The sequence below is a fragment of the Pseudomonas sp. IT-P171 genome (assembly GCF_949767765.1).
In the GTDB taxonomy this organism is placed as follows: Bacteria; Pseudomonadota; Gammaproteobacteria; order Pseudomonadales; family Pseudomonadaceae; genus Aquipseudomonas; species Aquipseudomonas fluorescens_B.
On record NZ_CATKQN010000010.1, the window covers coordinates 43,607 to 65,247 of the forward strand.

Genomic DNA, 21,641 nt, shown 5'->3' on the forward strand with positions numbered 1-21,641 from the left:
GGCTGGCGCCCACGGGGTTTCAGCGGTGGTTGGCTCAAGGGGGGTGGGTATGAAGTCCATGGTGATCATCGGTGCCGGGCCGGCCGGGATTCGTGCGGCGCAGACTTTGGTTGCGCATGGCATACGCCCGATTCTGCTGGACGAAGCCGCACGCGGCGGCGGGCAGATTTATCGGCGTCAGCCGGCGAATTTCAAACGTTCGGCGGTCAAGCTGTATGGCTTCGAAGCCCGCAAGGCGCAGGCGTTGCATCAAACCATTGATGAGTTGCGCGACCAGCTCGATTACCGTCCCGACACCCTGGTGTGGAACGCCGAAGACGGTGCACTCGACACCTTGCACGAGGGCTGCGCGGCACGCCTGGAATTCTCTCGGGTGATCGTCGCCACCGGCGCCACCGACCGGGTTTTGCCGGTACAGGGCTGGACGCTGCCGGGTGTCTATAGCCTCGGCGCCGCGCAGATCGCCCTGAAATTCCAGGGCTGCGCCATCGGTGAACGAGTGGTGTTCGCCGGCAGCGGTCCGTTGCTGTATCTGGTGGCGTATCAATATGCCAAGGCCGGCGCCAAAGTGGTTGCGGTACTCGACAGCTCGCCGTTCAGCGCTCAGGCCCGTGCCCTGCCCGTCCTGCTGTCGCAACCGGGCACATTGGCCAAAGGCATCTATTACCGCAGCTGGTTGACCGCCCACGGCATCCCGGTGCATCAGGGTGCAACCCTGAAACGCATCAACGGCGAACAACGGGTGCAGTCGCTGAGCTGGTCCAACTCAAGCGGCGAGCATTCGCTGGACTGTGATGCCGTGGCCTTCGCCCACGGCCTGCGCAGCGAAACCCAACTGGCGGATCTGCTCGGCTGCGCATTCGCCTGGAACCCGCTCAACCGCGCCTGGCTGCCGCAACGCGACAGCACCGGTCGCAGCAGTGTCGCCGAGGTTTACCTGGCCGGTGACGGCGCCGGCATCATGGGCGCCGACGCGGCGGAAATGGCCGGCGAACGCGCCGCCCTCGCCTTGCTCGAAGACAACGACTACCCGATCGCGCCGCAGCGTGGCAGGCAATTGGAGCAGGCACTTGGACGGATCGATACCTTCCGTCATGGTCTGGAACGCGCTTTCGTATTCCCCGAAAACTGGGCGGCCGATACCGCTGACGACGTAATGATCTGTCGCTGCGAAGAAGTGCGCGCCGGGGACATCCGCGAAGTGGTGCGCGAAGGCCATTGGGAAATCAATCGGGTCAAGGCCCATTGCCGGGTCGGCATGGGCCGCTGCCAGGGTCGGATGTGTGGTGCCGCGGCGGCGGAAATCATCGCCTGCGAAAGTCAGCGGGCGGTGTCCGGGATCGGTCGACTGCGAGCGCAGGCGCCGATCAAACCGTTGCCGTTTGGTCTGGAGATCGAACCATGATCGAAGTCGATGCAGTGATCATTGGCGGCGGCATTGTCGGGGCTTCCGCGGCGCTTTTCCTGAGCCAGGCGGGCCGTCGCGTGGTGCTGCTGGAACGGGATTTTTGCGGCTCGCATTCCAGCGGCGTGAACTACGGTGGCGTGCGCCGCCAGGGCCGACCGCTGTCGCAACTGCCGCTGTCGCAACGTGCCCACGAGATCTGGAGCCGGTTGCCGCAGTTGATCGGCATTGACGGCGAGTACCAGCGCAGCGGCCACTTGAAACTGGCGCGCAGCCTCGATGACCTGCGCGCGTTGCAGGACTATGCCGCCAGCAGTCAGGGCTTTGGCCTCGATTTGCAGGTGTTCGATCGCAGTGAATTGCGCGCGCGCTTTCCGTGGGTCGGCGAGGTGGCGGTCGGTGCCTCGTTTTGTCCGGATGACGGTCACGCCAACCCGCGCCTGGTATCGCCAGCGTTTGCCCGTGCAGCACGGCGCCACGGCGCGCAGGTCCATGAACAATGCGCGGTGGGCGCGGTGGAGCACGACGGCCAGCGCTTTCGCATCAGCACTCAAAACGGTCTCGAACTGCGGGCCCCCTGGGTGTTGAACTGCGCCGGCGCGTGGGCGGGAAAACTGGCCGAGCAATTCGGCGAAGCCGTGCCGATGCACGCCGGGCACCCGGCGATGCTGGTCACCGAGCCGCTGCCGTGGGTGATGAACGCCAGCACCGGTGTCGAGGGCGGCGGCATCTATGCGCGCCAGGTCGCGCGCGGCAATTGTGTGTTGGGCGGCGGTCAGGGCTTTGCCCTCGACGACGCCCGCGCCCGCCCCGGTCAACACGCGGTGATCGAGATCCTGCGCCAGGCGGTCGAGCTCTACCCGTTTCTTGAAGGCGCCCAGGCGATTCGTACCTGGAGCGGCACCGAAGGTTACCTGCCCGACCGCCAGCCGGTGATCGGCCACAGTGGCACTCAACCCGGTCTGTTGCACGCGTTCGGCTTTGCCGGCGCAGGTTTCCAGATCGGTCCTGCGGTGGGCCAGGCGCTCACCGAGATCATCTGCAGCGGCGCTTCAACCACGTCGCTGGATGCGTTTTCCATCACCCGGTTTCACTCCATCTCCGTTGCTTGATAGAGGAAGGTCGCGCCAATGAATAACGTCAAACGCACTGCACTGCTCGGTATGTCCTGCTTGGGCGCCTTGCTCACGGTCACCCAGGCCCAGGCCGAGCCGACGCTTTACCTCGGCATGAACGGCGGGACCATGGAGCGGCTCTACGCCGACAAGGTGCTGCCGGTGTTCGAGAAAGCCAACAACGTCAAAGTGGTGATTGTGCCCGGCACCTCCGCCGATATCCTGGCCAAGGTCCAGGCCAGCAAAGGCAACCCGCAGATGCACGTGATGTTCCTCGACGACGGCATCATGTACCGCGCCATCGCCATGGGCCTGTGCGACAAACTCGAGGACAGCCCGACCCTGGCGCAGATTCCGGCCAAGGGCCGTATCAAGGACCAGGCCGTGGCGGTCAGCCTCGGTGTCACGGGGCTGGCGTACAACACGCGATTGTTCAAGGAAAAAGGCTGGGCCGCGCCGACCTCGTGGATGGACATGGCCGACCCGCGTTTCAAGGACAAACTGGTGTTCCAGTCGATGGCCTCGTCAACCTTCGGCCTGCACGGTTTCCTGATGTTCAACCGGATTCAGGGTGGCAGCGAAACCGACGTCGAACCCGGCTTCAAGGCGTGGCCGAACACTGTCGGACGCAACGTGCTGGAATACATTCCGAGCTCGGCGAAGATTTCCGAAATGCTCCAGACCGACGAAGCGGCGCTGTTCCCGCTGACACCGACGCAAGTCACGGCGCTGAAACTCAAAGGCATGCCGATCGAGTACGCGCAACCGAAGGAAGGCGCGGTGGTGCTCAACGTTGCCGAATGCGCCATCGCCAACAACACCCAGCCGGAACTGGCACAGAAGCTCGCCGCGTTTCTGCTGACGCCCGAGGCGCAAGCCGCTGCGCTTGAAGATGGCGATCAGATCCCGTCCAACCCGAATACCCCGACCACCGACAAGACTCGCGGCCAGGTCGAGGCGATGAAGCAGTACCTGACAACGGCGATTGCCATCGACTGGGATCAGGTCAACGAACAGCGCCCGGCGTGGAATGCGCGGTGGAATCGCAGTATCGAGCGGTAGGCAACTGACGCGGCACTGTCAGTAAAACAATGCAAAACCCTGTGGGAGCGGCGGTGCGACGATTCGACTTGCCCGCGCCTACAGGTCCGCGCCAAGTAACAAACTTCACCGCCAGCCCCCCGTTTTGCACCCCGCACTTGTCTACACAACTGGCAGCCAATTTCCCGTATTGGTTACACTACGCCGCCGCAGCTCGGTGAGCCTGCCTGACGATAACGGGGTGATATCAGTGGCCGTTCGACCGCCTGACCGTTCGCGATTCACACCACGCTGGCCTGCGCTGCGCCGCCTCTTCGGCAAGGCATCGACCGCCTCCGCCAGTCATTGCGCGACGGGACGCGCCGTCCACGACTACTTTCGCCACAAGGCTCATTCCCAGGGTTACACACTCAGCCACAGCCAACAGCGCGTGATCGACTGCATGGCGCAGCACGCCGCGGTGCTGCTTGGTACTTCATCGAAACCATTGCCGGGGCTTTACCTGCATGGCGCCGTCGGTCGCGGAAAGAGCTGGTTGCTCGACGGTTTTTTCCAGGCCGTGCCCATCGCGGAAAAACAGCGCCTGCACTTTCATGAGTTTTTCGCCCGCCTGCACCAGGGCATGTTCAGTCATCGCGACCACCCTGATGCGCTGGCGACCACGCTGGACGAGCTGCTGAGCGATTGCCGGGTCCTGTGCTTCGACGAGTTTCACGTCCATGACATCGGCGATGCAATGCTCATTACGCGGTTGTTCAAGGCCCTGTTCCGCCGCGGCATCCTGCTGTTGGTCACGTCGAATTACCCACCCGAAGGCTTGCTGCCCAACCCGCTCTACCATGCGCGTTTCAAACCGGTGATCGACTTGATCAACGCCCGCATGCAAGTGATGGAAGTCGGCGGCCCTCACGATTACCGCAGTCAGGCGAGACATCACGCCCAGCAGCTGTTTACCCAAGGCCACTACATTTGGCCGGCCACCGTGGCACAGCGTCAGGCGTTCAACCTGCCCGAACCCGACGCGCCGGCCATTGCTCTGCCCGTCGGGGCTCGACATCTTCCAGCCCGGTATTGCAAAGGACGCACCATCGGATTCACCTTCGCCGACCTGTGCGACCACCCCACCGCGGTCATGGATTACCTGGAACTGTGCCGCCGTTTCGATCACTGGATCATCGACGGGCTGCCCAACCTCGCCGACTGCCCGATCGCCGCGCAGCAGCGCTTCATCAATCTGGTGGACGTTTTGTATGACCAGGACAAGCATTTGATCCTGCTGGGCCAGCGGTCGTTGCGCGAGAACCTGGGCGGCGATGCCATTGATCTGGCACGCACCCGCAGCCGGCTGGGGCAGTTGGTGGAGGTCAGGGAACCGGTCTGACCACAGGGCTTGCTCGCGCAGAGTTCCTGACCGTCACCGCATCTTTACCGCTATCATGTCGCCCTTTTTCAGGCCCCCGCGCCCTACCTTCGATCAATAGCGAATCTGTTCATGGATACCCTTGCGCAACTGCGCGCCGGCCTGCTGGCTGGCTCCACTCGCCTGGACCTGGCCGCCGGCCTGACGGAATTCCCCAGGGAAATCCTCGACCTCGCGGACTCGCTCGAGGTGCTCAACCTCAGTGGCAACGCCTTGAGCGCCCTGCCAGACGACTTTCACCGCCTGACCCGTTTGCGTGTGTTGTTCTGCGACCGCAACCATTTCAGCGAGTTGCCCGCCTGCCTTGGCCAGTGCGCCGCGCTGACCATGCTCGGGTTCAAGTCCAACCGCATCGAAACCGTACCGGGCGCTGCGCTGCCACCGCTGTTGCGCTGGCTGATCCTCACGGACAACCGCATCAGCGAACTGCCCGCCGAACTGGGTGAACGTCCGCACCTGCAAAAGCTGATGCTGGCCGGCAATCGATTGCAGCGCTTGCCCGAGAGCCTGAGCAATTGCCATCGCCTCGAGCTGACCCGCATCGCCGCCAACCAGTTGACCGAACTGCCCGAATGGCTGCTGACCCTGCCAAGCCTGACCTGGCTGGCTTACGCCGGTAATCCGTTGGAAACAGAGGCGGATGCGGCCGTGCTCGAGGCCACGCCGACGATTCCCTGGTCGCAGCTCAGTCTGGAACAACAATTGGGAGAAGGCGCCTCCGGGGTCATTCATCAGGCGTTGTGGAAACAGGCAACGCCGGTCGCGGTGAAACTCTACAAGGGTGAAATGACCAGCGATGGCTCGCCGCTGCACGAAATGAACGCCTGCATGACCGCCGGTCTTCACCCTAACCTGATCCGGGTCGAAGGACGGATCATCGATCACCCGCAGGCGCAGGCCGGGCTGGTCATGGAGCTGATCGAACCGAGTTATCGCAACCTCGCCGGGTTGCCGAGCCTGGCGTCCTGCAGCCGCGATGTCTACGCCAGCGACACCCGCTTCAGCGCTGGCGTGGCCCTGCGGATCGCCTGTGGCATCGCGTCGGTAGCCGAGCATCTGCACCGTCAGGGCATCACCCACGGCGACCTCTATGGCCACAACATTATGTGGAACGAACAGGGTGATTGCCTGTTAGGGGACTTTGGCGCAGCGTCTTTCCATTCGACGGAGGACAGCCTTGAAAGCCGTGCATTGCAACGGATCGAGGTGCGTGCGTTTGGGGTGCTATTGGGGGAATTGCTGGAGCGGATCGATTCGGGGTTGAGCGATGAGGTGCATGAGCGGCTGGAAGATTTGCAGCAGCGTTGCAGTCAGCCGGATGTGCTGGCGCGGCCGGGGTTCAGCGAGATTGTGCGGGAGCTGGCCAGGTTGAACTGAAGGTAATACAAAACCTGTGGAGAGGGAGCTTGCTCCCGCTCGGTTGCGCAGCAGCCGCCGCTTTTGGGACGGCTTCGCCGTCCAGCGGGAGCAAGCTCCCTCGCCACACTTAGATCTCAGCGATGTGGTTTAACCGGCCAACCCGACAAACATGTCCTGCACGTCATCGTGGTTATCCAGGCCTTCCAGGAAAGCTTCAACTTCAGCCATCTGCTCGTCGCTCAAGCCGCTGACCGGGTTCTTCGGCTTGTAACCCAGCTTCGCCGACAACACGGTGAAACCCTGCTCGGGCAAGGCTTTCTGTACCGAATCCAGGTCGGTCGCTTCGGTGATGAACAAGGTTGCGCCGTCGTCGGCAGGCTCGAAATCCTGAGCGCCGGCTTCGATGGCAGCCATTTCCGGATCGGCATCCGGGCTGTCCGGGGACGCCTCGATCATGCCCACATGGTCGAAATCCCAGGCCACGGAACCGGATGCGCCCAATTGCCCCTTGCGGAACGCGACGCGGATTTCCGCGACGGTGCGGTTGATATTGTCAGTCACGCACTCAACGATCAGCGGCACCTGATGCGGAGCGAACCCTTCATACGTCACGCGATGGTATTGCACGGTTTCGCCGAGCTGGCCGGAGCCTTTCTTGATCGCACGTTCCAGGGTTTCGCGGGGCATCGAAGCCTTTTTCGCCTGTTCGACCACCAGACGCAGGTGTGCGTTGGTGGCGGTATCGGCACCGTTGCGCGCAGCGATGGTGATTTCCTTCACCAGTTTGCCGAAGATCTTGCCCTTGGCGTTGGCTGCCGCTTCTTTGTGTTTAACCTTCCACTGTGCGCCCATTACTCACTCTCTTATCTGTGGCGCCGAGACATCTATTGGCCGACGCTTTGTGCAAGTTTATACGGCCTAAAGTTGGCAATCGACCAAAAATTCCATCTCGTCGAATCGACATCTTCACCGCTGGTTGTAGGGCGATTCTGAAAATTCGATTTGCGGTGACTACAAGGGGCCACGGTTTCGTACCCTCTGCGCCCGTACTCCCTGGCAGAAGCGCGTTCGAATGCACAACGACAAGGAAAGTCCCTTCACCCTGACACTGCTGAACGATAACTTGAGTTTGCAGGCGTTGCAGTTCCATGGCCTTGAAGCCCTCAACCAGCCTTACCGATTCGACATCGAAGTGATCGGCCTGGCGCCGGCCATGAGCCTGGATCGCCTGCTGCAACAACCGGTGTTCTTCAGCCTGGCGGAGGGCCAGGGCATTCACGGCATCATCCACTGCGCCACCCGCGAACATCGCGACCTGCACCGGGTCGGCTACAGGCTGGCGGTGGTGCCCTGGTTGCAAAACCTCGACCGGCAGCGTTGCCGCCGGGTATTTCATCAACTCGATGTGCCCGCCATCCTGCGCCAGTTGCTCGAAGAAAACGGCCTGCCTGAAGACAGCTACCGCTTTGAACTGCCGAACGGGCGCTATCCCGCCAGGCCGTTGTGCATTCAGTTCGATGAGACGGACCTGGCCTTCCTGCAACGACTCTGCGAAGAAGAAGGCATCCACTATCACTTCGAACATCAGCGGGACGGTCACGTGCTGGTGCTGGCGGACGACAGCCTGAGTTTCCCTCAAGAACCGTTGCTCCTGCCTTTTCACGGCGATGCGTCTCCTACTGTGAACGTGCCGGTGATCAGTGAATTGTTCCAGTGCCACACCTCGCACCCCCTCACCGCGCCCCTCGCCCCACATACGCTCGAACGCGACCAGCTCAGCCGCCGGACACTGGAACGCCTGCGCTGCCGACATGGGCGGATGCAGGGCCAAAGCAACCAGAGCGCATTGCGCAGCGGACGAATCGTACAAGTGTCGGAACATCCGCTGCCGAACTTCAACGATCAATGGCTGCTGACCGAAATCCGGCATCAGGGCCGGCAGCCGTCGATTCTTGAGCGCAACGCAACCGACAGGGTGCGGCGTTACAGCAATCAGTTCACCGCCATTCCCTGGTCAACGGTATTCCGGCCCGCGCTCACACAGGCCAGACCCACCATTCCGGGTTTCCAGACGGCCCGGGTGCTGGGCCCAGTCGGCCAGCCAGCGGAGCTGGATGATCAAGGCCGGATAAAGGTCAGGTTATGGCCAACCCCGCAGACCAAGGAGGACGAGTCCAGCGGATTCTGGCTGCCCATGGTCGTCGTTGCGCCGGATGGCCGGATCGATCCGTCCAGGCTGCCGGTCGCCGGAACCGAGGTGCTCATCAGTTTTCTCGACGGTGATCCGGACCGCCCCGTGTTGTACGCCACCGTAAACAGCCCGCCTCGCCCCGTCCCGCACCCCAGGGGCGATGACCGCCTGCTGCTTGACTGGCTGGTCAACCGCAAAACCTGATCAGCCCTTGTCTGCCTTGCCGGCCGCCGCCGCGAATTTCGCCAGGCGCACATCCAGATGCCTTGGCCGGTGCCCGTGATCCTCGGCGCGCTCCTTGCGGCGGATGGCGTTGCGCACCATCAGCGAGCCCAGGTAGCGAATCGGCTCCGGCGGAAAAAAGCCCAAAGGACCGTTGACCAGCGGTGAACGGGTCCAGGCGTTGTCCAGCCCCTGGACCATCGAAGCGAGAATCTGCCCGCCCATATGGCACGGTCCGACTCCGCTGCCGGAATAACCAAAACCGTAAAACACATTGCCGTGGGCACTCATCTGACCGAAGAACGGCAGCCCTGTGACCGAGCGATCCGAAGGTCCGTTCCAGGTGGCCTCGACCTTGACCTCGGCAAACGCCGGAAAGAATTCGCTCAGGCTGTGCTTCAACACACCGGCATAGGGCGACGGCTGATCGAACACCGGCAGCATTCGCCCACCGTAGGCGAACGTGTTGCCGCCCTTGCCAAGCATGATCCGGCCGTCCGGGGTGTTGTGGTAGTAGTGCACGAAAATTCGCGAATCGAGCACCGTCACACCGCTGGTCAAACCGATTTCGTTGAGCAGATCCGGCCGCGGCTCGGTGATCAGCATGTCACTGGAGACAATCGCCACGCTGCGTTCGAACTGCGGGAACGCGCGGGCCATCCACGCGTTCATCGCCAGCACGACCCGGTCCGCGCGGACAGTGCCGTTCTTTGTTTGAATGCCTGCCGGCTTGCCCTCCTCCAGCCCGATCATCGCAGTGTTTTCATGAATCCTCACACCCGACTGCAACGCAACCCGGCGCAAACCGCGCACGAGCTTGCCTGGCTGCACGCTCGCGGCGGCCGGAGAAAACCAGCCTTCCAGGTGTTTGCTCGACCCGGCCATGCGTTGTACATCCGCGACCGGCCGCTGAGTGAAGGAGTTGATGCCGTTGCGTTCGAGCGCTGCGATCACCGCGTCGGTCGAACCGCATTGAGCGCGGTTGGTCGCCGTGTAGAGCGTGCCGTCGAGGCGGTAATCGGCGTCCACGCCGTACTGTTCGCAGAAGGTGCCAATCGCGTAAATGCTGCGCTCGGACTCCTTGACCAGACGTACCGCCTCTTCGACGCCGAACAACCTTTCCAGGGTGAAATACTTGGCCGACCACGACAGCGCACAACCGCCGTTGCGTCCACTGGCGCCGGCACCGCAGATGTCCGCCTCGATCAGCAACACATCCAGTTGCGGGTTCTGCTCCTTGAGCATGATCGCGGTCCACAACCCGGTGTAGCCACCGCCGACGATGCACACATCGGCGCGGGTATCGCCCACCAAGGGTTCGCACGGCGCGCAGGACTCGGCCGCCAGCGCCTGTTCCAGCCAGAAAGGTCTCATCGGTATTTCCTCAGGTACGCAGGGGTTTGACACTCATCGGCCGGTTAGGCACGAACGCACTTTTGGCCTGCAGGCCCGCCGGGCGGCTGTTCCAGTAAGGGATCAGCACCAGCGCAGAGAACAACGCGCAACCGGCGAAGATAATGAACACAGTGACCGAGTCGAAGTAACCCGGCAGCAAGCCGCCCAGAATCGCTCCGACCGAACCGCAACCGTTGACGAAACCTGCCGACGTTGCGCCAGCCTTGGCCGTGCCGAAATCGATGGCTGCCGCGCCGCTGATCATCGAGTCCGGCCCGTACAGGGTCAGGCCCATGACGAACAACAACGCCACCACCAGCATCACACTGCCGGTGTGCAGTGCCCCCATGAACAACGCCAGGGAAACGGTCAGCGCCAACAGACTGAGCACGCAGGCCGGCATGCGCCGGGCACCGAACAGCTTGTCCGAAGCCAGCCCCAGCAAGATCGGCCCAAGCAGCCCGGCCAGTTCGAACGCCGTCGGAATGATCGCCGCACCGACTTTACCCACCGTCGGCATCTGCTCGAAAACGATCACCGGGCCCCACAGCAGAATCGCGTAGCGCGCCGGTTTCAGCAGGAAATACGCGAGACCGAGAATCAGCACCGTGCGATTGCGCAGGATTTCCCTCAGCGGTTCCAGCACGCTGATCTTGCTTTGAGCATGCGCCTCCTCGGCGGTCAGCTCCGGCTCAGGCTCCACCGCCGGCAAGCCGACGTCTTCCGGTTTGTTGCGTTGGAAAATAAAAAACAGCACGGCGACCAGCCCAACCACCGCCGCACTGGAAATGAACGCCGCGTGCCAGCTGCCGATGAGCGTGTACGCCCACCAACCGGCAAACGGCGAAGCCACGAGCCCGCCAAAGGCGTAGCAGGAACTCCATAGACCGAGCACCCGCCCGCGCTGTTCGGCGGGAAAGAAACTGCCGATGTTCTTGCACAACCCCGACCATCCGGTGGACTGGGCCAGGCCTTGAATCAGCATGCAGGTGGCGAAAATCGGTAACGTGGCAAAACTGCCCATCACCAGCGCGGCGGCGGCGGAAATCAGCAACCCGCCGAGCACCACGACCCGCGGGCCAAAACGGTCGGCAAGGATGCCCCAGGTGAATTGCCCGACGGCATAAGCGGCGAGGTAGATGGCGTCGAGGTTGGCCATGGCCATTTTGTCGAGGGTGAACGTGGGGTCTTCGGCGATCCCCAGTTTGGCCACGGAAAACGCTTTGCGGGTGAAGTAGAAAGCGGCGTAGGCGAGCCAGGTGATCGCGAAGATCTGCACGCGCCAACGCTTGATGGTGCCGATGTGCTTGTTCATTGTGGTTCTGACCTCAGGGTGTGAGTGTGCCGGCAGAATTTGAGAAATAACGCCTGTGTTTTTATTGTTGAGCACTGCGATATCGCTGCTTCCCTGAGGCGATACCGGTCAGATGAGTTCTGCAATTACACGCGCAGGCTCATGGTCACGGAGGCTGTTCGACCGACCAGTCACCGCAACTGAGGCCGATAAAAACAATTACTGATTAATAAGTGAAATCGATTTATCGTATTTCCAATATAAGCTCAGCTTGTTACTGGAGGTTTCGATGTCGGTTTCCCACGCCCAGCTCAAAGCCTTCCACGCCGTGGCTGTTCACGGAAGCTTTACCAAAGCCGCCGAGCGGCTTTTCCTCACGCAACCGGCGATTTCCGACCAGGTGCGCAAACTCGAAGAACGCTTTGGCGTGTTGCTGTTCCACCGCAACAAACGCTCGGTGCGCCTCACCGATCTGGGCGAACGCTTGCTCGGCATCACCCAGCGGCTGTTTGTGATTGAGGCCGAGGCGCAGGAGTTGCTGCAGGACTCCCAGGCGTTGCAGACCGGCAGCCTGATCCTGGCGGTGGATGCGCCGGTCCACGTCCTGCCGCAGATCGCGCGGTTCTGCGAGCGCTATCCCGGCATCAGCGTGAAAATCGAAACCGGCAACACCGATGAATCGCTGTTTCGGCTGTTCAACTATCAGGCCGACCTGGCGTTGCTCGGGCGTGAGGTCAGCGATGAACGATTGATCTCGGTCGCGCTGCGTAACGACCCGATGGTGGCGTTTGTTTCACGCAATCATCCGTGGGCCGACCGCGAGTCGATCTGCCTGGCCGACCTCGACGACACCCCGCTGGTGCTGCGGGAAATCGGCTCGGTGACGCGTCAGACGCTGGAGGAGGAAATGGCCCGGGCGGGGTTTCGCATTCGTCCGGCGATTCAGGTCGAAGGTCGGGAAGCGGCGCGTGAGGCAGTGGTCGTGGGGATTGGCGTGGGCGTGGTCTCGGCCGCGGAATTTGGCGCGGATTCGCGGGTGTGTGCGTTACCCATCACCGATTGCACACGGCGGCTGACGGAGACACTGGTGTGCTTGCGCGAGCAGAGTTCACGGCGGGTGGTGGCGACGTTTCTGGACATGGTTCGCGAGAGTTTGAAGTGAACGCACGGCGCCCTTGTAGGAGGTGGCAAAGGCTGCGATCTTTCGCACTTCAAGCGAGGCGCCAAGAAACGAATCCAATCCCTCATGGAAGCCGGAAAACAATGAAGACGACACAACGCATATCGATGCTTGCCGGGCTGCTCGCCCTCTCGTTTGGCGCTCAGGCAGAGCCATCGCATCTGGACAACATCATTCAGCAAGGCCAACTGCGCGTTTGCACCACCGGGGACTACAAACCCTATACCTTCAAAGCAGAGAACGGCGAATACTCGGGAATAGACATCGCCATGGCCCGCTCGCTGGCCGACAGCCTCGGCGTCAAGGTCGAGTGGGTGCAGACCACCTGGAAAACCCTGATGCCCGACTTGCTCGCGGGAAAATGCGACATCGGCATGGGCGGGATCTCGGTCACGCTAGAGCGGCAGAAAAAAGCGTTCTTCAGCACCACGCTGGACGTCGACGGCAAAATCCCCCTCGTGCGCTGCGAGGATCAGGCGCTGTACCAGACCGTCGAGCAAATCAACCAGCCTTCGGTTCGACTGGTCGAACCGGCCGGTGGCACCAATGAAGCCTTCGTTCACGCCTTCCTGCCCAAGGCGCAATTGAGCCTTCACGATAATGTGACCATCTTTCAGGAGCTCCTGGACAAGAAGGCCGACGTGATGATTACCGATGCGTCGGAAGCGCTGTATCAGCAGAAACTGAAACCTGGATTGTGCGCGGTGAATCCGGGGCAGTTCATGCAGTATGGGGAGAAGGCGTATTTGCTGCCGCGTGATGACATGACTTGGAAGTTGTATGTGGATCAGTGGTTGCATCTGGCCAAGGTGACGGGGAAATACCAGAAGGTCTTGGGTGAATGGATTGCGACGCCTGAGAGCAAATAGCCGTCCACGCTGGCAACGCCTGCGTTCGACTGCGCAGTAGTCGCCCCCTCGGAGAACACGCAACGGCAGGAATACCGCGCCGTTGCGTCACACTCTAGTCGTCGTGCAACAACCCCGAGCTGTACTCGCCGAAGCTGTTACCGAGCGCACTGCCATGGAAATTCAACTGACTGTGATTATTGGTAGGGCCCGGGCCAAAGCCGGCAGATGGCTGGAGGTCTTCTGAATAATTGCTTTGGGTGCTTACCCCCGAACAGGCGCTCAACAGCAACGCACCACCGATCAGCAAGGTTTTGGCGAGGTTCGAGATCATTTTTCCGTTTCCTGTGGGCTGGGGCGTGGTGATGTGAGCTTTGCTCGTCATCGTAGGCCCGGAAGCGGCTGCGCATTATGAAACTTTACAGGGCGACAGCATTGGTTCAGCTGCTGCGGTTTGTTGATGCGAAAAAGGTCGCTCCCCAGACAAATCGTTGAAAGAGCAACGTCCTACACGACACTCGGAATTGTCCGTACACTTGTCCATTGCTGCACTTTTGTCACGAGGCCTATAGTCCACCCAACGCCCAAATGGCGTGTCGGGTTTGGCGACTCGATGGCAATTGAACTGAATCCTTCGACCATTTTCGAAGCGTTTCGGAACGCACTTAGCTGCCTGTTTTATGGTGGCTGTGCGCGGGAGACCTTCGGGTCTGCCGGTTTCTCCATTGCCCGGTTCGCCAACCCGCGTACAGCTACCACCCATTCGTTTGGCGACGAATGAGCAGTAGTTTTCTCAAATTAATGGAGCTTCACATGAAAGAGTTTATGGCTTTAACCAGCAATGCCGATGACCTTCCCTCGCTGTATGTAAACACCACCCAACCGCTGCATTCACTGCTTAGCACCGCACGCTACCGAATTGGCGCGGTAACGCAGATCCTCGAAAACCTCGCAATGCGCGGCGACATCACCACGGACTCGGTGATTCTCAGCGACTTCGCAATGCTTTGCTGCATACCGTTGCGTGATGGCTGTGATGTTCTGGATGTCGTTGCGCGACGTATGGATGCCGAAAAGTCCTGACGTCACAAAGGGGCGCCCTCCCCGGACGCCCCTTCGAACTCATGGATCACCCGAGCACGCGCTCATCAACAAAGCACCCACGATCAGCACGACATTGATGATCTTCAAGATCAACTTGCAGTTCTCTGCGGGTATATGAAGGGAAACGAACGAAGTCTCGGCCAAACATAATGGCTTGTGAAATTTCATACGCTGCCGGAAACTCCCCCCGCAACATTGGCCACTGGCCTGCAGCATGCAAAAAACGCGATACCAAGCACACGGAAAGAAAATCTGGTCGATACCTCGACCGAGCGCCACCCGAAAAAAGGACAGAACATGAGCAACACGGATGAATTGCAAACCGACAACGCCAGCCCAAAATGGAAAGAGCGTTTCGCTTTTTTCAATCAGAACGGCAGCCCCAAAAGTCCAAATTTCAGCTCGGCGCTCAAGCAACTACAGAGGGCAATATTCGACGAATGTCGCAGCAGATATTCGCTGAGGTCAGAGCCGGCAATATCAGCGTTGAGGACGCGACAAAATTCAGCAATGAGATGCGCAACAAAATCATTTTCGAACACCGCAAGCTGACCTCTGCACAGGGCCTGGCCATCGTGCAAAAAAAGAAGAAAACTGGGAAAACACACAGCGAAATCCTGAACGGAAAATCTCAAACCCAGTTCAACAAAAATTACGAACAACTTTCTAAGGCTCAACAGAAAGAAGTCTTGTACAAAGCTCTAGAGCGGTCTGGCAGTGCCAATGCCAAGTTCACTTCTGGCACCAAAATCATGTCCGTTATGGGCAAGGTTGGCATCATCATGACAGCGGTGCTTGCCACTTACCAAATACTGAACGCAGACGACAAGGCCAAAGAAACGGCCCGTCAAGCCACCATCCTGGGTAGTGGTGCGGCAGGGGGGTTTCTGGCGGGCTTGGGCATATCCGCTCTTTGTGGTCCTGGAGCTCCGGCCTGTGCCATAGCCGTTGTTCTCATTGGAAGCATTGCCGGTGGCATTGCTGGCGGGGTCGCGGCTGATACGTTCGACGCAGAGCTAGAGGAGCTGGCCCATTGGGACATATTTTGACTCCTGCGGAACGAGCGAACATCCAGATTGCGCTGGCAGAGGCCTTTGTAGACAGCGTTGTCGACTACGCCTCTATCGCAGAGCGAATCCGGGGCTATGACCCAAAGGTCGTTGAAGACATCTTGTACTCAGAGGTCGCGCCCGTGTGTTTCAGCAACCTTGAAACGCCCGTCCCTCCTGTTTGGACCGGTTTTCAGGATGAATGGTTACTGGATGAAATAGCCAAAGAACTCAAAGCGCGAGAAAGCAGTTGGCTACGACGTAGCTTCGACCGGTTAAAAGTTACATGGCTACGTTACAGCTACGGTTACATCTGGAAGGAGATCATGAAATTTCATCATTTTCAGTCATTGTAGCCCCCATAAGAATAGCCTCAGCCGGCGCAATAGAGCTTCTGAGATAGGGATTCGAACCCCGCGCTTGGACACCACCACCCTCCTTGCTCATTCGCCATTGAGCGAATTCCACCAGTTTTTGGCTGGTCAGCGCCGAGTCGCCGAGCTCGCCCAGCCAGGTGTCCTTGATAGCATTCAGCGTTGCGCTTTTGGTTTTGCCCAACGGATGGATCTTTTCGTACTCGTCCAGGTACTGCTCAATCATCTTCTTGACCGTCACACCCTTACGGTTAGCGCGTGCAATGGCACCAGGCTCGGCCAACTCCGTCTCGCGGCGCTTGATCCAAGCCTGGGCGACCTGCTTACGGTCGAACATCTGGCTTTCCTGATAAACTGTCTTCCCGTCCCGATTGATCCGTATCTGCGCCGTGTAGGCCGTCGAATTGTCCTTGCGCTTGCGTGATGTGATCGTGCCCATTTCCAGTTGCTACATTGCCGAATTCGCTTGCTACATTTTAGCAACCGACTTCAGAAACAAGGAAAAATGGGTAAAAACCGCTGTATAAAAGATCAGTATCAATGAATTTCGAAAATCCTGAAGCGCCTGTAAACACTAGCCATGCCCGCTCCGAGCCGTCTCGCCGCTTCAGTGTGGCCCCGATGATGGATTGGACAAATTTATCTCGGCACATCTGTAAATAAAGGCTATCAAGCCCATTCAAAAATCCCCGTACCAATTCCGTACCACCATCATTCACTCCATCGTAAAATTCACCTACTCTCGCAACGCTGTAGCAAATTTTTAGCAACCGTTCCCGGGACCAATCACGAGCACTGTCGCTGCTATGCTTAAATTTTTTCGGAAGGAGTCGGTAACCGTGACAAACGAATATTCCCTGTCGGATGTGTTGGCAAGGATCTATCACAATCAACTGGCCCTAGAGGCAGCCATCATGGAGCTGACCTTGTTAGTAGAAACCCAGGGCGCGGCCGAAGCGGGAGGAAATGTTCGAGGGGCACTAGAGACCATCGGTGAAAATGTAGGATTTATAAATCAAGGCCTGGCTCGCCGAAAAAATTGGATAATGGTTAACCGTTGAATATTAGACACCAAACCGCCCCCGCTGAGAGAGGGTAATCGGCCAATACCACACGTTAAACTACACTACATCCGCTCTAAACGGCTTGCTGCCACAGCATTAGTGGAGGCTGATATCTGGTTCAGAGTTGAAGCGCCGGGATGTGGGTCTTTAAGTGGGTTACCAAATTAGGCATTCTTTTGACTTTACCGCGTTTAAACGATGCGAAAAGGCTTTTAGGGGAGAGCGCCGAGGTCAATTTGAGTTTGATATCTGCGATTTCTTCGTCGGATTTGTTTTCGTTATCTAGATCCCGCAACAGCCCTTGCAGGTTAATAAGCTCTGTGGTGATGAGTTTACGCAAGCCATTGGACTCGATGCTTTTGAGAGTAGTAGTACCATTAAATACATCCTGCAGCAGCGCACGGGTTTGCTGGGCCTGAGGTTCACCATTGTATGGCGGCATTATTTCGATGTGTACATCTTCAGTGGGGAATGGCTCGAAATGGTAAGCGAGTACATTTTCGATATCAGCCAGAGTGGTACAATCCAGGATATTGTCGTACTTGGCCAATTTTATGTTGTTACAGTGGCTACAGGACCAAAAGAGATTTTCCCAGTTGAAAATCAATTCACGAACATCTCGATGCGGTATTAGGTGTTCAATATTGATACTTTGCGGGTTGTCTTCGCAAAGATAGCAGCGGTTGTAAAAGTCTTTTTTGATCACGGCGACAATGTCTGTGTGTCTGTAGGTACCGCTGGCTTTATTGCGTTCTATGGCTAGTTGAGCGGGCTCAGGGCTTTTGGTAATTTTGATCATTTATCGAAAACCGTCTTGCTTTTGATATCCAGCTCTAGATCCCCAAGGGCCAGAACAAGCTCGCCTGAGGTGTCGGTCGCGTTCTCTCGGTTCAGCTTAGCATCGTCACGCACTGAATCGATCTGGGCCAGCGCCTGGGTGTAATCCTGTCGGCGGATCATGCCTCGAATTTCTTCGACTCTATTTTTGAGGCTATACGAGTATTTGTCCACATTGAAGTAGTCTTCAATAATAGCCTCGTAAGAGAACGCCGAGAAGTCTTCATGGATTTCGTTTTTTGTAAGGTCGATTATACATGTGTTGGGATCGGATATAAGTACGAACGGCGAATGTGTCGAAGCAACAAACTGGATATTGGGGAAAAGTGAAGATAGAAACGGCAGAATGATCTTCTGCAGGGAAACATGCAGATGATTTTCGATCTCGTCGATGATCACGATGCCACTGGCGTCGAAGGATGCATTTCCAGCTTGATCCATCCGGAGTATTAGCTCTGAAACGATATTTATCGCTGATGACAAACCGTCAGACAGTTCATTTAGGGAGTACCGATCCTTCCCGGGTTGCACGATCCAGAAATTAAAAATTTTCCGATCAAATTCAAGCTGCAGCGCGGAATCCTCGAAAATTTTTCGCAATTGATTCGAGAATTTGGTGAACCACTCATCAAGTTCAGCTACACGCTTAAGATCGTTATCCTCGCGCGCATAGGACTTTTCCGTCCACAAGTTGACCAAGTACTGGATGAAGTTCTTTCCATAGTTCGGTGTACTGTCCTCTTGTTTACCGTACGCAATAATTTGTGGTCCCTTCGGCGTCGCAGCTTCGGTCGTTCGCCTGCTCGAGAAACATACGAAAATCTCGTCAGGAGCCAGGTAACGTTGGCTGGCGTGCAAGCTTATTTTTATACCACCTGTTCCTACCATTTTCGCGAGATTCGCTTGGTGCTCCGACTCCTGAGGTGTGAGCGTTCGAGTCTTCGCTTCTTTACATAACTCAGAATATGCTGTGAGATACATATCCGTTTTGTCGCCATACTTCCTACGACTCGAAAGCTCATCCCGAATAGCCTCCAATAAAGTCGTTTTGCCCGACCCATTCTTACCCGTCACTATAATATTTTTCTTACTGTTGATAGTGAGGGTGAAGGGCCGTAAGTTCCGCACATTGGAAACGTTTAGTTCGGTGATGTAGCTCATGGATCAATGGCTCCTCAGGCTAAGGTAATCAGCCCAAGCAGAGGGCTGGCGCAAACTATAGCATCGTGGGCACACAAATTTGCGCGAAGGGAATTTAATAAATTGTAAAGTGTGAGACGCTAAGTGAGCTGCTCTTAATATCTTAGCCGCATCTCATTAGGTGCTTTTGGACAGAGGTTTACGGAGGTTAACTGGCCTAATTTAGACCGTCATGACTGTCAATTATGGCCGAGTGCAAGCCTTGGTACTTCTGGGGAAGACGTCGCCATGGACAGGGATTCGAACCCCTTCAAGACTCCCTCTAGTCCGCTCTAGGCCATAAAAAAGGGGGTTTTAGCAATCTGCGCGAAGCATGCTGCGGCCTGAGCCGGCCCTGAATTTGCCCTAATTTTGCCCTAAACCCTGCCTGCCTAGCGCCAGCAGTGATTGAAGTGGGGATTTCCGATGGCACCGACAATCCGAGAGGTTAGCCAAATAGTCTTTTGCGGCTACCCCCCTTTCAGCCACCAGCAGTGAACTTCGAGTGCATTTATGAACCGGCCTTGGTACGTCGGATACAAATCCCATTCGGGGGGGTGTCAGGGTTGAATTGCAGCGCCCCCCAAATAGGTCGCTGGTACGGGGCAGAGCTTCGCGGTTAAATTCGACGAGGGAATATTCACTGATGAAGAGGGAAAGACATGAGCAACGAGCGCTACCCCGAACACTTAGCTATATCACTCGAGGACTTTCATGCATCAGGATGGAAGCAAGTGTTGGGTGAAGCTGCTCGCGAAGGCTACCCGGCGATGTGGCATGTCTTCTCTGATGCCGCCCGCAACGCAATTAATCAGAGCCGCAACGAACACAGTAAAGTCCTCTGGTTGCTGGCTGATGCCTGCTCAATGATGCTTTCGCCGTCGAGTCAAAACCAGCCTTTTAAACCATGCGCCGTCTTCGATGACCGTCGCTCGGCGATCCCCGATGATCTGTATCAAACAGATATCACGTTCTTTTCTCAGATCGTCGATGTTGTTGATGACAGTCGATTAAGAGGAAGACTTGCCGACTTGGTCTGGCTGATGGGCAAACCACGTAGTATTGCATTCGCGCTAAAGGCAATTGATGCCTACCGTGCGCTACCTCTGGACCTAGACACTTGGCTGTCTGGTGGACGAGAGTGCTGGATTAGAGCTATCAGCCTGGTCCGTATGCTTAAAGCAGGTGCTGGTGATCGACTGGAGCAAATTGAGGCATCGATTATTGATGCATTCAACGCAGCAACTCAGGCGGATGGATATCTTGGCCTCTGGCTAGCCGAGCTTCTGCGATCAAATGGACTGGGGCGAGAAGCTCGCTTCAATGTGGCAAACAGTCTGGAGTCCTCAGCCCACCAGTTTGACGAGCATGGCGATCTGCACAGGGCGCGAGAGTATTTCACCGCTGCAGCCGATTGGTATAGGGCGATCCAAAATGCCGTCAAAGCTGCCGAGATGACGGTGTCTGTAGCCGAAGGCTGGGTAAAAGAAGCCATCGCACGTACCGCATCAGAGGGCCCGAGCCATATGGTGGCTGCAAGCTTCTACGAAAATGCCATACAGACATATCGAATGATCCCTCGATCCGAGCGAGCGGTGTACCGCGTCGATGAGAGAATTGTCGAGCTCCGGACACATCTGAACGACTCAGGGCAAAAATCACTTGGAGAGATGGGAGTGATTAGCACACCCCCAATCGACATCAGCCAGATCATCGACAACGCAAGACGGTCAGTGACTGGAAAATCGGCTCGAGAAGCAATGCTTGCATTTGCAAACCTGAGTAATTACGCAAACGCGGAAAAACTGCGGGACAGTGCCATACAGCGAATGCGTCGGCATCCTTTGCAATCAATTTTTGCCTCAACCATGATAAGCCGTGATGGCCGTGTCGTTGCTAAGCGCCCGGCGATGAGTTTAAGCGGAGATATGACAGAAAGTGATGAAATCGCTATTCGCGCCGAAACGATTAGGGACTACAGTTTCTGGGTGAGCATCGTGGTTCACGGTGATATTTGGCCCGCCCTGGAAATTCTTTTACTAGAGCATCGACTGTCTGAAGCCGAATTCATTGCCTTTGCTCGCCAATCGCCCATCGTCCCAAAGGATCGGGCTGGGCTTTTCGGTAAAGCCCTGTTTGCTGGTTACGAAAGAGACTTCATATCCGCGCTGCACCTTTTGATCCCACAGATTGAACACATGGTTCGTGTGCACTTAAAGCAGGCCGGTGCCATAACTACGAATCTCGACAAAGATGGCATCGAAAATGAAAACGGGCTGAGTACCTTGATGGAACTTCCGGAAGCAGATCAAGTATTTGGGAAGGATCTCGCTTTTGAAATTAAGTCACTGTTTTGCGACGCGTTTGGCCCAAATTTACGGAATGAACTGGCCCACGGATTGCTCGACGAAGATGGGTGCCATTCACCCTTTGCTATCTACGCATGGTGGCTAACTTTACGTCTCACTTTCAATACGTGGTGGAACACTACGATCAACAGCAATCCGGACGAGGATAAAGCGCTTTGAGTTCCATAAGAGGCTCAACATTGGAAACCTGGCACT

Annotated in this window: 19 protein-coding genes and 2 pseudogenes; 14 read left to right on the plus strand and 7 right to left on the minus strand. The window is 57.6% G+C overall.

Features of this window, described 5'->3' with window-relative positions; genetic code table 11:
• Positions 1-49: 49 nt before the first annotated feature.
• The 5 genes from ACM6I5_RS08090 (at position 50) to ACM6I5_RS08110 (ending at position 6,358) form a co-directional block, all read left to right on the plus strand.
• Positions 50-1,405, plus strand: a complete 1,356-nt coding sequence (locus tag ACM6I5_RS08090; protein WP_414883521.1) for an FAD-dependent oxidoreductase — start codon at positions 50-52, stop codon at positions 1,403-1,405.
• Complete coding sequence (locus ACM6I5_RS08095) at positions 1,402-2,517, plus strand: NAD(P)/FAD-dependent oxidoreductase (RefSeq protein WP_017339844.1); 1,116 nt, start codon at positions 1,402-1,404, stop codon at positions 2,515-2,517. Before ACM6I5_RS08090 ends, ACM6I5_RS08095 begins: the two co-directional genes overlap by 4 nt.
• 18 nt (positions 2,518-2,535) lie before the next feature.
• Positions 2,536-3,582 (plus strand): ABC transporter substrate-binding protein, encoded by a 1,047-nt coding sequence (locus tag ACM6I5_RS08100; RefSeq protein ID WP_017339845.1) that lies wholly within the window; start codon positions 2,536-2,538, stop codon positions 3,580-3,582.
• Positions 3,583-3,811: 229 nt separating this feature from the next.
• Positions 3,812-4,942 (plus strand): cell division protein ZapE, encoded by a 1,131-nt coding sequence (zapE, locus tag ACM6I5_RS08105; protein ID WP_414883522.1) that lies wholly within the window; start codon positions 3,812-3,814, stop codon positions 4,940-4,942.
• A 111-nt stretch (positions 4,943-5,053) separates the two neighbouring features.
• Positions 5,054-6,358 (plus strand): protein kinase, encoded by a 1,305-nt coding sequence (locus ACM6I5_RS08110; protein WP_414880114.1) that lies wholly within the window; start codon positions 5,054-5,056, stop codon positions 6,356-6,358.
• 129 nt (positions 6,359-6,487) lie between these two features.
• On the opposite strand, the gene ACM6I5_RS08115 is transcribed toward ACM6I5_RS08110, so the two are convergent.
• Positions 6,488-7,192, minus strand: a complete 705-nt coding sequence (locus ACM6I5_RS08115; RefSeq protein ID WP_008029612.1) for a YebC/PmpR family DNA-binding transcriptional regulator — start codon at positions 7,190-7,192, stop codon at positions 6,488-6,490.
• A 220-nt stretch (positions 7,193-7,412) separates the two neighbouring features.
• Here ACM6I5_RS08115 and ACM6I5_RS08120 point away from each other — a divergent pair, with 220 nt between their 5' ends.
• Positions 7,413-8,735, plus strand: a complete 1,323-nt coding sequence (locus tag ACM6I5_RS08120; RefSeq protein WP_414880115.1) for a type VI secretion system Vgr family protein — start codon at positions 7,413-7,415, stop codon at positions 8,733-8,735.
• Here ACM6I5_RS08120 and ACM6I5_RS08125 read toward each other — a convergent pair whose 3' ends face one another.
• Both ACM6I5_RS08125 and ACM6I5_RS08130 read right to left on the minus strand, forming a co-directional pair.
• Positions 8,736-10,133: an FAD-dependent oxidoreductase gene (locus ACM6I5_RS08125; RefSeq protein ID WP_414883583.1), complete on the minus strand. Its 1,398-nt coding sequence runs from the start codon at positions 10,131-10,133 to the stop codon at positions 8,736-8,738. It lies immediately after the preceding gene.
• Between the two features lie 4 nt (positions 10,134-10,137).
• Positions 10,138-11,463: an MFS transporter gene (locus tag ACM6I5_RS08130; protein ID WP_414883523.1), complete on the minus strand. Its 1,326-nt coding sequence runs from the start codon at positions 11,461-11,463 to the stop codon at positions 10,138-10,140.
• A gap of 268 nt (positions 11,464-11,731) precedes the next feature.
• Here ACM6I5_RS08130 and ACM6I5_RS08135 point away from each other — a divergent pair, with 268 nt between their 5' ends.
• Together ACM6I5_RS08135 and ACM6I5_RS08140 are read left to right on the plus strand one after the other, a co-directional pair.
• A complete protein-coding gene (locus ACM6I5_RS08135) occupies positions 11,732-12,604 on the plus strand; it encodes a LysR family transcriptional regulator (protein WP_017339851.1) in 873 nt (290 codons plus the stop codon).
• A 125-nt stretch (positions 12,605-12,729) separates the two neighbouring features.
• The gene (locus ACM6I5_RS08140) at positions 12,730-13,491 is read left to right on the plus strand and encodes a transporter substrate-binding domain-containing protein (protein WP_017339852.1); all 762 of its coding nucleotides are present in this window, start codon (positions 12,730-12,732) and stop codon (positions 13,489-13,491) included.
• Between the two features lie 94 nt (positions 13,492-13,585).
• Here ACM6I5_RS08140 and ACM6I5_RS08145 read toward each other — a convergent pair whose 3' ends face one another.
• Positions 13,586-13,804: a hypothetical protein gene (locus tag ACM6I5_RS08145; RefSeq protein ID WP_414883524.1), complete on the minus strand. Its 219-nt coding sequence runs from the start codon at positions 13,802-13,804 to the stop codon at positions 13,586-13,588.
• 479 nt (positions 13,805-14,283) lie between these two features.
• Between ACM6I5_RS08145 and ACM6I5_RS08150 the strand changes: the two genes are divergently transcribed.
• From ACM6I5_RS08150 to ACM6I5_RS08160, 3 genes are all read left to right on the plus strand, one after another.
• On the plus strand, positions 14,284-14,553 hold the full coding sequence (locus tag ACM6I5_RS08150; protein ID WP_414880118.1) for a short-chain dehydrogenase: 270 nt from the start codon (positions 14,284-14,286) through the stop codon (positions 14,551-14,553).
• Between the two features lie 362 nt (positions 14,554-14,915).
• On the plus strand, positions 14,916-15,623 hold the full coding sequence (locus ACM6I5_RS08155) for a hypothetical protein (RefSeq protein WP_414883525.1): 708 nt from the start codon (positions 14,916-14,918) through the stop codon (positions 15,621-15,623).
• Positions 15,608-15,979: a hypothetical protein gene (locus tag ACM6I5_RS08160; RefSeq protein WP_031319042.1), complete on the plus strand. Its 372-nt coding sequence runs from the start codon at positions 15,608-15,610 to the stop codon at positions 15,977-15,979. Before ACM6I5_RS08155 ends, ACM6I5_RS08160 begins: the two co-directional genes overlap by 16 nt.
• Positions 15,980-16,037: 58 nt before the next feature.
• Here the strand turns inward: ACM6I5_RS08160 and ACM6I5_RS08165 are convergent.
• Positions 16,038-16,436 (minus strand): annotated as a pseudogene (locus ACM6I5_RS08165) (integrase); the annotation flags it as partial.
• A 101-nt stretch (positions 16,437-16,537) separates the two neighbouring features.
• Between ACM6I5_RS08165 and ACM6I5_RS08170 the strand changes: the two are divergent.
• Positions 16,538-16,648: pseudogene (locus tag ACM6I5_RS08170) on the plus strand (tRNA dihydrouridine(20/20a) synthase DusA); the annotation flags it as partial.
• A 188-nt stretch (positions 16,649-16,836) separates the two neighbouring features.
• Positions 16,837-17,058: a hypothetical protein gene (locus ACM6I5_RS08175; protein WP_414883526.1), complete on the plus strand. Its 222-nt coding sequence runs from the start codon at positions 16,837-16,839 to the stop codon at positions 17,056-17,058.
• A 121-nt stretch (positions 17,059-17,179) separates the two neighbouring features.
• Here the strand turns inward: ACM6I5_RS08175 and ACM6I5_RS08180 are convergent, their stop codons facing one another.
• Together ACM6I5_RS08180 and ACM6I5_RS08185 are read right to left on the minus strand one after the other, a co-directional pair.
• Positions 17,180-17,860: an HNH endonuclease gene (locus tag ACM6I5_RS08180; RefSeq protein ID WP_414883527.1), complete on the minus strand. Its 681-nt coding sequence runs from the start codon at positions 17,858-17,860 to the stop codon at positions 17,180-17,182.
• Positions 17,857-19,059, minus strand: coding sequence for an AAA family ATPase (locus tag ACM6I5_RS08185; RefSeq protein WP_414883528.1), 1,203 nt, complete (start codon positions 19,057-19,059; stop codon positions 17,857-17,859). The genes ACM6I5_RS08180 and ACM6I5_RS08185 overlap by 4 nt, the downstream gene beginning before the upstream one ends.
• A gap of 680 nt (positions 19,060-19,739) precedes the next feature.
• Between ACM6I5_RS08185 and ACM6I5_RS08190 the strand changes: the two genes are divergently transcribed.
• A complete protein-coding gene (locus tag ACM6I5_RS08190) occupies positions 19,740-21,605 on the plus strand; it encodes a DUF4209 domain-containing protein (RefSeq protein ID WP_414883529.1) in 1,866 nt (621 codons plus the stop codon).
• Positions 21,606-21,641 lie beyond the last annotated feature (36 nt).

Excerpts from the sequence above, each read along its gene's own strand:
- ACM6I5_RS08090 (WP_414883521.1), top strand. The coding sequence starts at position 50 with ATGAAGTCCATGGTGATCATCGGTGCCGGGCCGGCCGGGATTCGTGCG.
- ACM6I5_RS08095 (WP_017339844.1), top strand. The coding sequence starts at position 1,402 with ATGATCGAAGTCGATGCAGTGATCATTGGCGGCGGCATTGTCGGGGCT.
- ACM6I5_RS08100 (WP_017339845.1), top strand. The coding sequence starts at position 2,536 with ATGAATAACGTCAAACGCACTGCACTGCTCGGTATGTCCTGCTTGGGC.
- ACM6I5_RS08110 (WP_414880114.1), top strand. The coding sequence starts at position 5,054 with ATGGATACCCTTGCGCAACTGCGCGCCGGCCTGCTGGCTGGCTCCACT.
- ACM6I5_RS08115 (WP_008029612.1), bottom strand. The coding sequence starts at position 7,192 with ATGGGCGCACAGTGGAAGGTTAAACACAAAGAAGCGGCAGCCAACGCC.
- ACM6I5_RS08120 (WP_414880115.1), top strand. The coding sequence starts at position 7,413 with ATGCACAACGACAAGGAAAGTCCCTTCACCCTGACACTGCTGAACGAT.
- ACM6I5_RS08130 (WP_414883523.1), bottom strand. The coding sequence starts at position 11,463 with ATGAACAAGCACATCGGCACCATCAAGCGTTGGCGCGTGCAGATCTTC.
- ACM6I5_RS08135 (WP_017339851.1), top strand. The coding sequence starts at position 11,732 with ATGTCGGTTTCCCACGCCCAGCTCAAAGCCTTCCACGCCGTGGCTGTT.
- ACM6I5_RS08140 (WP_017339852.1), top strand. The coding sequence starts at position 12,730 with ATGCTTGCCGGGCTGCTCGCCCTCTCGTTTGGCGCTCAGGCAGAGCCA.
- ACM6I5_RS08145 (WP_414883524.1), bottom strand. The coding sequence starts at position 13,804 with ATGATCTCGAACCTCGCCAAAACCTTGCTGATCGGTGGTGCGTTGCTG.
- ACM6I5_RS08150 (WP_414880118.1), top strand. The coding sequence starts at position 14,284 with ATGAAAGAGTTTATGGCTTTAACCAGCAATGCCGATGACCTTCCCTCG.
- ACM6I5_RS08155 (WP_414883525.1), top strand. The coding sequence starts at position 14,916 with ATGGAAAGAGCGTTTCGCTTTTTTCAATCAGAACGGCAGCCCCAAAAG.
- ACM6I5_RS08180 (WP_414883527.1), bottom strand. The coding sequence starts at position 17,860 with ATGATCAAAATTACCAAAAGCCCTGAGCCCGCTCAACTAGCCATAGAA.
- ACM6I5_RS08185 (WP_414883528.1), bottom strand. The coding sequence starts at position 19,059 with ATGAGCTACATCACCGAACTAAACGTTTCCAATGTGCGGAACTTACGG.
- ACM6I5_RS08190 (WP_414883529.1), top strand. The coding sequence starts at position 19,740 with ATGAGCAACGAGCGCTACCCCGAACACTTAGCTATATCACTCGAGGAC.